At 66.6% G+C, this 11,842-nt stretch carries 7 protein-coding genes; 4 read left to right on the forward strand and 3 right to left on the reverse strand.

The window, feature by feature from the left end; all coding sequences use genetic code 11:
- Positions 1–90 precede the first annotated feature (90 nt).
- Together B0E52_RS16930 and B0E52_RS16935 are read right to left on the reverse strand one after the other, a co-directional pair.
- Positions 91–3,279, reverse strand: a complete 3,189-nt coding sequence (locus tag B0E52_RS16930) for a TonB-dependent receptor (RefSeq protein ID WP_077485766.1) — start codon at positions 3,277–3,279, stop codon at positions 91–93.
- A 638-nt stretch (positions 3,280–3,917) separates the two neighbouring features.
- Positions 3,918–6,167: a glutaminase family protein gene (locus B0E52_RS16935; protein WP_077485768.1), complete on the reverse strand. Its 2,250-nt coding sequence runs from the start codon at positions 6,165–6,167 to the stop codon at positions 3,918–3,920.
- A 215-nt stretch (positions 6,168–6,382) separates the two neighbouring features.
- Between B0E52_RS16935 and pyrF the strand changes: the two genes are divergently transcribed.
- The 4 genes from pyrF (at position 6,383) to B0E52_RS16955 (ending at position 11,279) form a co-directional block, all read left to right on the forward strand.
- Positions 6,383–7,207: an orotidine-5'-phosphate decarboxylase gene (gene pyrF / locus B0E52_RS16940; protein WP_077485770.1), complete on the forward strand. Its 825-nt coding sequence runs from the start codon at positions 6,383–6,385 to the stop codon at positions 7,205–7,207.
- A gap of 109 nt (positions 7,208–7,316) precedes the next feature.
- Positions 7,317–7,829 carry a TrmH family RNA methyltransferase gene (locus B0E52_RS16945; protein ID WP_077485772.1) on the forward strand — a complete coding sequence of 171 codons (513 nt, stop codon included), beginning with the start codon at positions 7,317–7,319 and terminating at the stop codon, positions 7,827–7,829.
- 71 nt (positions 7,830–7,900) lie between these two features.
- Positions 7,901–8,317 carry a VOC family protein gene (locus tag B0E52_RS16950; protein ID WP_077485774.1) on the forward strand — a complete coding sequence of 139 codons (417 nt, stop codon included), beginning with the start codon at positions 7,901–7,903 and terminating at the stop codon, positions 8,315–8,317.
- A gap of 130 nt (positions 8,318–8,447) precedes the next feature.
- Positions 8,448–11,279 (forward strand): valine--tRNA ligase, encoded by a 2,832-nt coding sequence (locus B0E52_RS16955; RefSeq protein WP_077485775.1) that lies wholly within the window; start codon positions 8,448–8,450, stop codon positions 11,277–11,279.
- A gap of 80 nt (positions 11,280–11,359) precedes the next feature.
- On the opposite strand, the gene rimI is transcribed toward B0E52_RS16955, so the two are convergent.
- The gene (rimI, locus tag B0E52_RS16960; protein WP_077485777.1) at positions 11,360–11,842 is read right to left on the reverse strand and encodes a ribosomal protein S18-alanine N-acetyltransferase; all 483 of its coding nucleotides are present in this window, start codon (positions 11,840–11,842) and stop codon (positions 11,360–11,362) included.

Here is an 11,842-nt window from a genome sequence, read left to right on the forward strand (position 1 = left end):
CGTCACGCCGGCGGCGCTTTGCTCCCTCTCCCTGACGGGGAGAGGGAGCAAAGCTCATGGGCAGGCCAAGATTGAACCCGCCCGTCGTGCTCAATCGCCGGAGCCGAACTTGTACGTGACGCCCATGTAGTACTGGCGTCCGGCGTATTCGAGCTGATTCAGCCGCGCCGTCGTGTCGCTTCCCAGGTACGAGCGCGGCTTGGCCTTCGTCAGGTTGATGATCGACGCGGTCACCATCAGGTGCTTGTTGAACTTGTAGTCGCCGTTCAGATCGACCTGGTGGTAAGGCTCCGTGTAGACGGGCAGACCGGCGGCAAGCCCTTGCATGGTGCGGCCCGTCCAGTTGCTGGTGGCACGCAGCAGCAGCCCGTGCTTCTCGTAGAACAGCGACACGTTCGCCGCGTACTTGGCGCTGCCGATCAGTTCCGACTTGCCCACCTGGGTGTCGCCGAGCGAAACCGCGGTTTCGTTGGTCTTGTTGAGCGTGTAGTTGGCGATGTAGCCGAAGCCCGACTGGAAGGTGTGCTGCGTGTAGAGCTCCACGCCCTTGGATGTGCCCGAACGGCCGTTGGCGTTGGTGCTGTACTGCAGGAAGTTCTCCTGGGTGCCGCCGACATCCACGTTGATGTTGTTGACGGTGACCGGCACGACGAAGTTCTTCACCTTCTTGTCGAACAGGTCCAGGCCGACGACCGACTCGGGCGCGTAGTACCACTCGCCTGCCAGGTCGAACTGGGTGGCCGTGAACGGCTTGAGGTCGGCGTTGGCGCCGCTGCCGTACCAGCCCGGCGGGGGCGCGCCGAACTGCTTGCGGTCGTTGTAGTACGCCTGCGTGTTGTTGGTGAGGCTGCCCAGCTCGGCCAGGTCGGTGTAGTTGGCACGGGCCATCGCCTGCGAACCGGCGGCGCGCAGCACGAAGTTGTCTGCAACGGTCCACGCGACGTTGAAGCTGGGCAGCAGCTTGTTGTAGCGCTTGGAGGTGGTGGCGTTGGAGTAGGTCTGCACCACCGACTGCTCGCGCGGCAGGTACTGGAAATCGCCCGGCGCGCACGGGCCGCCGCCGGCGTTCACGCCGCTGGCCGGGCAGATCAGGATGTTGCCGCTCGCGTCGTGGTAGTACACCGCGTTGTTGGTGGTGATCTGGTCGGCGACGGTGAGGTCCTGCTGCGTGCTGACGAAGCGCAGGCCCACGTTGCCGCGCAGCGTGCCCGTGTCGAAGTTCGCCTGCACGTAGGCCGCCGAGATCTTTTCCCGGACCGTGGACTTGTCTTCGGGATGGTTGTAGACCACCCGGTCGTAGGTGGAGTTGAGGTGGCTGTAGTAGGCCGGGAAGTTGATCGCCGGGAAGATGCTGTCGTTGTAGGCCTCGGTGTTGCCGTCGAGCATGCTCGGTTCGAGGAAGCCCGCCGGCAGCTGGCCGGCGTTCGGGTCGCAGGTCTGGAACTGCAGCGTGGTGCCCTTGCAGTACCAGCGCAGTTCGTTGTTCTGCTGCTCGGCGCGGTTGTCGCGGTACTTCGCACCGAACTGCAGCGATTGCAGCCAGCCGTTGTCGAAGGCCCAGGTGAAGTCCGCCTGGGCGAAATTCTGCGAGGTGCGGGTATTGACCATGTTGGAGCCGGTCGAACCGAGGTCCACCTGGCCCTCGCCGGCCAGCATGTTCTGCAGCACGTCAGGCGCCGCCGTGATGGTCGGCTTGCCGTTCAGCGTCCACGCGGCCCCGTTGCTGCCGTCCACCCACTGGCCGTTGACGAAGTTGCGCGGCTTGGCCGCCATGCCCAGCTCGATCGACGGGCCGCCCGTCGCCCAGGTACGGCCGACGTTGAACGTCCCGCTGAGGTCGCCGCCGTTGTCCCATTCGCCTTCGAGGTTGAGGGTCTGCGAGGTGGCCTTCTCCACGGAGTAGTTGCCGTTGAGCCAGGGGATCTCCGTCGAGCAGACGTCCACCGGCTGCCGCTGCGCGCCGGTGCTGGGGTTCGTCGTCGCATTGCAGCCCTGGCCCGGGGGCGGCAGCACGTAGTTCGCACCGGTAACGACGGTGTGCGAGGGATCGAACGTCAGGCCATTGGGCGCGAGCAGCCGGCCCTGCTGGTCGTCAAAATTGTTGTTGCTGGGCAGGCCCCACTCGGGAACCTCCAGGGTATTGGTGATCTGGGTCTGCTGCCGCTGGAAGCGGAAGTAGTTGCCCGTCAGCAGGAAATGATCGCTGGGCTTGAACTGCATGGTGGCCTGGACGCCCTTGGTCTTCAGGTCCAGCTGGTTCCGGCTGGTGGAGAACTGCTGCGGCATCCAGTAGCCCGAATACTGCCTGCCGGATTGGTCGACCTCGCCGTTGCCCCACAGGTCGATGTTGGAGGCCACGGCGGGGTCGTACTGGTTGCCGTGTACATCCGTGGGCGGCTGGGTGCACGTTGCGTGGTCGGAGCAGTTGTCGGCCCACCAGTGCCAGCTCGACGCATTGGCCGTGTAGTCGATGTCCCGGCGCTTCTGGTACGTGCCCGCAAGCAGGACGCCAAAGGTCTGGTCCTTGTTCTTCCACGACCACAACGCCGAGACCTGCGGCGTGATCTTGCCGCTGTTGTCGGAACCCGCGCCGTTGACGGACACGAAGCCGTCGTTCGCCGCCATCTCCAGCGGACGGCGCGTGCGCAGGTCCACGTTGCCGCCGATGCCGCCCTCGTCCAGGCGCGCTTCCAGGCTCTTGTAGAGCTTGATGTCCGAGAACATGTTGGCCGGCATCATCGAATAGTTGAACGAGCGCGTCAGACCGGCCGAGGTATCGGCCGAGGCCACGTAGTTGCCGTTCAATTCCGTCAGCGTCAGCTCGGGCGCGAGGCCGCGGATGCTGACTGTCTTGCCTTCGCCGGATTCGCGGGTGATGACCACGCCGGGCACGTGCGCCAGCGCGTCGGCGATGTTCTTGGCGGGGAACTGCGCGATGTTCTGCGCGTTGATGACCTCGACGATGGCGTTGGAATCGCGCTTGTCCTGCAGGTTCTGGTCGATCGACTGGCGGTAGCTCGTGACGATCACGCCGGGCAAGAGGATGGGCTTGCCGTTCTTGTCGCTCTTTTTCTTGCCTGCCGTCTTTGCCGCCGTGTCGTCGGATGATTGCGCGCCGCCGGATGTTTGTGCCGGCGGTGGCGTCGCGGTCGCGACGGGCGTCGCCGTCTGGGCGGCCAAGGCGGCCGCGGGGATTCCGAGACCACCGAGCGACAGGCTCGCCGCGGCTAACGCGGCGTAGAGCGGCTTGCGGGCAAAGGCATGAGGCAGGTAAGTCATCTTCAGTATCTCCGTTGATATGCGTTCACTGGAATCGGCGCAAGGCGCTCCGTTCGATCGCATGAACCGGATGCGTGGTCGCCGCTTTCTTGCTCCCTCCAACACTGAATCGATCCAAATTTTCATCAGCCAACGGGCGCATGCCCGTCGTCGACCGACACTTCAAAATCCCGAACGCGTTACTGCGATTGCCCGGATCGAAGGCCGCGAAAGCGGCCGGTTGCCACGGAACCTGCTGGGACAGGAATTCCGCCCACGCACCCGCACATGCCTGGTGCATGCAGGCACGTCACAGGGGAAATACCGATGGCTTCGGTGGTTGCATTTCTCAAACCCCGTCAACCCGCCAGACAGGAGCCGTGACATCCCGGGCAGCCCACTCCTGCCCAATCGTCACGCGGCCGAAGCCGCATCCACCCCTCGTGTCACTGGCGTGATGTGGATCACAATGACTTGGATCGATCTTAAGGCTTCAGCCGAAACCTACACCTCGAACTCGATAAGTCACGCTGCGGCGCAAAAAATGGCGCCGCGAACGGTCGGCGGCCCCCGTCGACCCGCTATCCCATGACGAAGTCGCAGCGCAGGAGCGGGCGCAGGCTGGCCCACTGGTCTCCTGCCAAGTCCCATCGGCCTGGCTAATGAGCAGGCTGCTGCATGCTTCGTACGGCGAGGGGCGCGAAGATGCCGCCTTGCACCGGACGTGCCTGGAAAGCAACACGAGCAGCGGTGACGGTGTTGTAGAGATCGCAGAACGGCACGCGGTCGGGTGTGCCATCGGCGTAGGCATAGACGCGATCGATCAACTCCTGCGCCACCGGCTGGTCGGCCAGCCATGCCGCCGTGAACAGCGCCCAGTCCGACTTGGCATAACTGTGCGGCACCTGCAACGGGAGCCCGAAGGCATTGCATTGCCCTCGATACCAGGCCGCCTGCATGGCACGGATTTCCGCTGGAATCAGGCCCGTGCCCAGCACGGTGTCCGCAAAGCCGTTGTAGAGCGTCCCCCACGTACCTTGCCCGCCCGCATCGTGATAGGTCAGGTCCAGGTGCGGGGCTTGCGGATCCTTCGCACGCGCGGCCCAGTACGTGATGTCCTTGCGCGCCCGGTCGCGGTAGTGCGCTGCATCGTCGGCATGGCCGGCGAGCCCGGCCACCTGCCCCATCGCGGCCAAGGCCACGATGCCTTTCAGCGCCAGGTTGACGCTGTGCGCGATCGAGCCGGCGAAGTCATCCGTCTGGTTCTGGAAGCCCGGATCAGGCAGGTTCCGTTCCAGGTACTGCGCCCACTTTTCCAGCAGCGGGTAATGGCGGCTGGCGAAGGCCTGTGCATCGGCGCGCGGCACGCGGCGCAGCCAGGTGGCGATCATGATCAGCATGTCGCCGCTCTCCTCCACCGGCATGTCCTCTTCCTTGCCGTCGTTGTGGCCGGTCGCCTGCGGGTAGGCGGAGCCGAGGTCGTGCTCGGCATAGGGCTTCGGCCATCCGCCATGCCCGGCATAATCGAGCAGGGGCAGCAGCAGCATGCGCAGATAGTCGGGATCGAGGTACATCCACACGGGCGAGGCCGGGTAAAGCACGTCCACGGTGGACACGTTGCCGTCGCTGGAAATCTCCTTCAGGAACGCCCACGGCGTACCGTCCGGCCCCAGCACCAGTTCGGTACCGGCATAGGCTTGTCGCAACGCGAGCACGCATAACCCTTCGTAGCGCTCCCCGCCGAAGGCACGCGCGTCGCGACTGATGCGCACATCGAGCGTATCGGCCCGCTGCCGTGCCGCCGCGGCATCGCCATGGAAGAAATCCAGCATCGCCTTCCAGTCACCGAAATGCTTCGTCCACAGCGCGCGCAACGGCCGCCCCAGGTAGTTGATGCACTGCTCGCGCACCTGGCCGACCACGAAATCCGCCGCGCTTGCAGCAGCACCGCAATGGCCGAGATCGACCGCCAGCGCCAACGCCGGCAGTGCCTTGACCGTGCTGAGCGCTGCCTCGTTGCTGCCGTCGAGCGAACCGTGTCCGGCGAAGCGTGCCCGCAGTTTCAGTCGGTCGCCCGCCTGCAGGCTGACGCCGTCGCGCGCCGGCGTCGACCACAGCACCCGGCCCCAGGCCGCGAACTCGTGCTGCTCCGCCAGCGGCTGCGGTTTGGCGAGTGCCAGCGTCCAGGTCCGGGCGGCCGGTGAATCGCCGCGCGCGACCACCAGCTCCTGCGCGGCATCGTCGCCGGCCCAGTCGCCGGTGATTTCCATGTAGACCTGCACGGTGTGGGATGCGCCATCAGCGCTGCGCGCCGACACGCGCACGTAGCTCATCGGAATCGACTGGCGGCGGTTGTCGCCCGGCTCCACCGGCGAAAGAAAGTCCACCGCCAGCTCGACGCCGCCGCCTTGCAGGGTGAAGCACGAGCGCGTCGCCGTGACGCGCAACGCGGTCTGTCGCATGGCGCGCGGGAAGTCCTCGACCGTGGCCTGCTTGCCGTGGTTGCCGTCGGGAATGGCCTGGACGATCTTGCCGTCGCCCATGAACAGCCAGGCCACGCCATCGATGCGGACCAGACCCACCATCCCCGTGGAACTGCCCTGCCAGAACTGCGGCGCATTGCCGGGCAACAGCGTTGCTGGCAGCCAGGTGCTCAGGTAGGGCTGGCGCACCGCCAGGGGCACGGCCGGCGGACGGATCGGCGTCGCGATGGCGGCCTGCACAGCAAAGCCGGCCCCGGCCGCCACCGGTTCGACGGATGCCGTACCTGTCTCGGCCTTTGCTTCGGCGGGCAGCAATGCCGAACCGGCGAGTGCCAGGCCGGCGATGCCCGAGAGCCGCAGGACGTTGCGGCGCGAAGGGTCGACGACGGTGGAAGCATCGGCGGAAGGCGTGCATTTTTTCGACATGGTGAAACCCTTGGTCAGGTGCGTCGCGATCGGCGAAAGATGCGGGGAATGTCCCGATGGATTCGGCACATTCCTTGGGACCTTAGGTCCGATCAGGCACAAATGGAAAGCCAAACATGTCCATCGGCACGATCCTGCCAACCCGTTCGCCATGCCGCGTGCCCGCTGCGCTTCGCTTAGACTACGCAGCCACTTCCTTGCCCGAGGCACTTGCCATGCGCTTCCACGACACCTTGCAGCGGCGCTGGCGCGAGCATGGCACGCTGGTCTGCGTGGGCCTCGATCCGGAACCGGCGAAATTCCCCGCGCACCTGCGCGACATGCCCGACGCCGTGTTCGCGTTCTGCGCCGCCATCGTCGACGCCACCGCCGACCTCGCCTGCGCGTTCAAGCCGCAGATCGCGCACTTCGCGGCGCTGCGCGCGGAAGAGGCGCTGGAGCGGCTGATCGCGCATATCCACGAGAAACATCCCGGCGTGCCGGTGATCCTCGACGCCAAGCGCGGCGACATCGGCAGCACCGCGCAGCACTACGCCAGCGAGGCGTTCGAACGCTACCGCGCCGATGCGGTGACGCTGAACCCCTACCTCGGTCGCGACTCGGCGCAACCCTTCCTCGACCGCGCCGACAAGGGCGTGGTCCTGCTCTGCCGCACCTCCAACCCCGGCGGCGCGGACTTCCAGGCGCTGGACTGCGGTGGCGTTCCACTCTACCTGCGCGTGGCCGAAACCATCGCGCGCGAATGGAACGCCCACGGCAACTGCGCCCTGGTCACCGGCGCCACCTGGCCGGAGGAACTGGGCCAGGTGCGCGACGTGGTGGGCGGCATGCCGCTGCTGGTGCCCGGCATCGGCGCCCAGGGCGGCGACGTGGCCGCCGTGCTCAGGCACGGGCTCACCGCCGATGGCACCGGCCTGATGATCAGCTCCTCGCGCGCCATCCTCTACGCCGGCAGCGGCGAGGATTTCGCGCAGGCCGCGCGTGCCGCCGCAATGGAACTGCGCGACACCATCAACAAGCATCGTACCTACGCGGCCTGATTCCGCTTGCAGGAGCGCACCCTGTGCGCGAAAGCTTTTCGCCCTGATCGAAGGCCAAGGCCATCGCGCACAAGATGCGCTCCTACAAACATGCTGGACGCATCCAGACATGCCCGACACCCAGCTCGACCACCACGCGCACCGCCCGGCGACAGGCAGGTATCCGCTCTGCCTGCTTGCGCAGAACGTGCGGCGGCCGGCGAACGTGGGCAGCCTGTTCCGCCTCGCGGATGCGTTGGGCGTGGAAAAGCTCTTCCTCGCCGGCACGACCTGCACGCCGCCGCATCCCAAGCTGCACACCGCCGCGCGCCACACCGAGCAGCACGTGCCTTGGGAGTACGCCAGCGATCCCCTGCCCGTGGTGGCCGCGCTGAAGGCCGTCGGCTACCGCATCATCGGCCTCGAACTCAGCTCGGCCAGCATCGCATTGGAGCAACTGCGGATTGCTCCGGGCGACCGGATCTGCCTGGTGCTCGGCAACGAGAGCGTCGGCATCTGCCAGGCCCTGCTCGACGCCACGGACGCCACCGTGCATATCCCGATGCGGGGCCACAATTCGTCGATGAATGTCGCCAACGCCTGCGCCATCGCCACTTACGTGATCACGCAGAAGTTGGGATGATCCCCGGGCGGGGCATCGGGCCTCGCCGCCCGCACCCTGCATCGGGCAGGCAGCGGCATGGAGATCCGCTCATGCGCAGCAATCGATCCATCCCGAACGCCACCATCATCCCCGTGCTCGGCTACGCCGATGTGCCTGCGGCGGCCGACTGGCTGTGCCGGGCATTCGGGTTCCGCCCACGGCTGCGCATCGGCGACCACCGCGTCCAGCTCGCCTACGGCGACGGCGCGGTAGTGGCCAGCGATGCCGGTCCGGAAAACGGCGAACATTTGCCGCGGCAGTCCGTGATGGTGCGGGTGGACGACGCCGATGCGCACCATGCGCAGGCCCTCGCGGCAGGAGCCCGCATCGTCAGCGAGCCGGCCAGTTGGCCCTACGGCGAGCGCCAGTATTCGGCGATGGATCCCGGCGGCCACCTGTGGACGTTCACGCAGACCGTCGCCGATGCGGATCCCGCCAGCTGGGGCGGCGAGCTGGTCGAACCCTGAGCCGCCCGTGGCCGCCCGGCAGCGGGGCTGCCGGGGGCGCCCGCGTTTTGTCAGCCCTGCCCCTGCCGTACAATTCCAAGCTTTGACGCCAGATCCCGCACCCGACCGGTGCGCGCCATCGCGAGCCCCCATGGAAAAGAGTTTCGAACCCGCCCAGATCGAGTCGACGTGGTACGCCCGCTGGGAAGCCAGCGACGCGTTCAAGCCCACGGGCTCGGGCGAGCCCTACTGCATCCTGCTGCCGCCGCCGAACGTCACCGGCACGCTGCACATGGGCCATGCCTTCCAGCAGACCGTGATGGACATGCTGGTGCGCTACCAGCGCATGCGCGGCATGAACGTGCTGTGGCAGGTGGGCACCGATCATGCGGGCATCGCCACCCAGAAGATCGTGGAGAACCAGCTCGCCGCCGAGGGCAAGACCCGCCACGACCTGGGCCGCGAACCGTTCGTGGAGCGCGTGTGGCAGTGGAAGGAGGAGTCCGGCTCCACCATCACGAACCAGATGCGCCGCATCGGCGCCGCCGCCGACTGGTCGCGCGAGCGCTTCACCATGGACGAAGGCCTGTCCGCCGCGGTGCGCAAGGTGTTCGTGGAGTGGTACCGCGCCGGCCTGATCTACCGCGGCAACCGGCTGGTGAACTGGGATCCGGTGCTGGGCACCGCCGTGTCCGACCTCGAAGTGAACAACGTCGAGCGCGATGGGCACATGTGGTCGATCCGCTATCCGGTTGCCGGCAGCGACGAATCGCTGGTGGTCGCCACCACCCGTCCGGAAACCATGCTGGGCGACGTGGCCGTGGCCGTGCACCCGGAGGACGAGCGCTACGCCCACCTGGTCGGCAAGACGCTCACCCTGCCGCTCAGCGGCCGGCAGATCCCGGTGATCGCCGACGACTATGTGGACCGCGAGTTCGGCACCGGCTGCGTGAAGATCACCCCGGCGCACGACTTCAACGATTACGCCATCGGCGTGCGCCACAAGCTGCCGCCGATCACCATCTTCACGCTGGACGCCAAGGTCAACGACAACGCGCCCGAGACCTATCGCGGGCTGGATCGCTACGACGCCCGCAAGCGCGTGTTGGCCGACCTGGAAGCCGCCGGCCTGCTGGTCGAGACCAAGTCGCACAAGCTGCAGGTGCCGGTGAGCCAGCGTTCGGACGCGGTGATCGAACCGATGCTCACCGACCAGTGGTTCGTCGATCTCACCTCGGACGTCCAGACGGATGGCCGTCCGGGCGGCCGCAAGGCGATCACCGAACCCGCGCTCGATGCCGTGCGCTCGGGCGAGATCAAGTTCGTGCCGGAGAACTGGAGCACCACCTACACGCAGTGGCTGGACAACATCCAGGACTGGTGCATCAGCCGCCAGCTGTGGTGGGGCCATCGCATCCCGGCGTGGTACGACGACGCCGGCAACATCTTCGTGGGCGAGGACGAGGCCGACGCGCGCGCGCATGCGCAGGTCGCGCCGGCGGGCGCGCTGAAGCAGGACGAGGACGTGCTGGACACCTGGTTCAGCTCCGCGCTGTGGCCGTTCTCCACCTTGGGCTGGCCGCTGGATGGCCCGGTGAAGGACGCAAACGGCAACGTCGTCGCCGACTGGTCGCACGACCGCATCTACCTGCCCAGCGCCGTGCTGGTCACCGGCTTCGACATCATCTTCTTCTGGGTCGCCCGCATGGTGATGGCGACCAAATACTTCACCGGCCAGGTGCCGTTCCGCGAGGTCTACATCAACGCCATCGTGCGCGATGCCGAAGGCCAGAAGATGTCCAAGTCCAAGGGCAACACCCTGGACCCGCTGGATCTGATCGACGGCATCGAGCTGGAACCGCTGGTGGCGAAGTCCACCAAATCGCTGCTGATACCGCAGGTGCGCGAGAAGGTGGAGAAGCGCATCCGCAAGGAATACCCCGACGGCATCAAGCCGATCGGCACCGACGCGCTGCGCTTCACCTTCGCCGCGCTGGCCAGCTACAGCCGCACCATCAACTTCGACCTGAAGCGCGCCGAGGGCTACAAGGCGTTCTGCAACAAGCTGTGGAATGCGGCGCGCTTCGTGCTGATGAATCTGCCCGAAGGACAGGCTCCCACCCCTGCCGGCACACCGGCGACCGAGGCTGAGCGGTGGATCTTGACCCGCCTCGGCCAGACGCTGGCCGAAGTCGAACAGCACTTCGTTTCGTACCGCTTCGATCATCTGGCGCAAGCGCTGTACGAGTTCGTGTGGAACGAGTACTGCGACTGGTTCCTTGAGCTGTCGAAGCCGGCACTCAACGGCGAAGACGCGGCCGCCGCGGCGTCCACGCGGCACACGCTGCTGGTGGTGCTGGAAGCCGTGCTGCGTGCGCTGCACCCGGTGATTCCGTTCATCACCGAAGAAATCTTCCAGGAAGTGGCGCCACGTCTCGGCGTGGCCGAATCCAGCGTGTATGCGCGCCCCTACCCGCACGCCGCAGACTTCGCCTCCGACGACGCGGCAACCGCCGAGATCGAATGGTTCAAGGCGGTGCTGTCGGGTATCCGCAGGATCCGTTCGGAGATGAACATCGCGCCGGGCAAGACCATTCCGCTGTTGCTCGCCGGCGGCGAGGCCACGGATCGCGCCCGCGCCGCGAAGTTCGCCGCGCAGATCGCCTTCCTCGCCCGCACCGAGGCACCGCAATGGATAGCCCCTGGCGCCGCGGAACCGGCCGCCGCGGCCGCCGTGGTGGGCTCGCTGCGCGTGCTGATTCCGCTGGCCGGGCTGATCGACCTCGGCGCCGAACAGGCGCGCCTCGCCAAGGAAATCGCCCGCGTCGAAGGCGAGATCAAAAAGTGCGAGGGCAAGCTCGGCAACGCGAACTTCGTGGCCAATGCCCCCGCGGAAGTGGTGGCACAGGAACGGCAGCGCATCGTGGACTGGAATACCCAGCTTGCAGCGATGCGCGAGCAGGCGGGAAAGCTGGAAGGCTGAGCAACTTGCTCCCCTCCCCCGCTTGCGGGGGAGGAGTTGGGGGAGGGGTGCTTGGCAGGAAGAGCCAGAGCGTCCTTTACCTATTTCTCAATATCGCTTCCAGCGATATTGAGGGCCATCACGATCGCATCCTCGCGCCCATCCTTCGCCGGGTAATAGCGCGGCCTGCGGCCGATCTCGCGAAAGCCCACCGACTCGTACAGCGCCTTGGCCAGCGGATTCGACGGCCGCACTTCGAGGAACACGCGCTGCGCGCCGCTCCAGCGCGCTACGTCCAGCAAGCGACCCAGCAGGTGCCGCCCCAGGCCCTGGCCACGGTACGCGGGGGCGATGCAGATGTTGAGCACGTGTGCCTCGCCCGCGCCCACCGACAACACGCCGTAGCCGGCGACATCGTCGTCGATGCACAGCACCCAGCACGGATGACCCGCCTTGAGGCAGTCGGCGAAGATGCCGCGCGTCCACGGGAAGTCATAGGAGGCCTGCTCCACCGCCGCGACCTCGTCAAGGTCGTCCATGCGCATCAGGCGCATGTGGCTGGCCGGCCGGGCGACCGCGACCAT

Source organism: Rhodanobacter sp. C06 (genome assembly GCF_002001105.1).
Lineage (GTDB): Bacteria > Pseudomonadota > Gammaproteobacteria > Xanthomonadales > Rhodanobacteraceae > Rhodanobacter_A.

Bases quoted from the DNA above. Each gene is read 5' to 3' on its own strand.
- B0E52_RS16945 (WP_077485772.1), top strand. From the start codon at position 7,317: ATGCCCGACACCCAGCTCGACCACCACGCGCACCGCCCGGCGACAGGC.
- pyrF (WP_077485770.1), top strand. From the start codon at position 6,383: ATGCGCTTCCACGACACCTTGCAGCGGCGCTGGCGCGAGCATGGCACG.
- B0E52_RS16935 (WP_077485768.1), bottom strand. From the start codon at position 6,167: ATGTCGAAAAAATGCACGCCTTCCGCCGATGCTTCCACCGTCGTCGAC.
- rimI (WP_077485777.1), bottom strand. From the start codon at position 11,842: ATGGTCGCGGTCGCCCGGCCGGCCAGCCACATGCGCCTGATGCGCATG.
- B0E52_RS16950 (WP_077485774.1), top strand. From the start codon at position 7,901: ATGCGCAGCAATCGATCCATCCCGAACGCCACCATCATCCCCGTGCTC.
- B0E52_RS16930 (WP_077485766.1), bottom strand. From the start codon at position 3,279: ATGACTTACCTGCCTCATGCCTTTGCCCGCAAGCCGCTCTACGCCGCG.
- B0E52_RS16955 (WP_077485775.1), top strand. From the start codon at position 8,448: ATGGAAAAGAGTTTCGAACCCGCCCAGATCGAGTCGACGTGGTACGCC.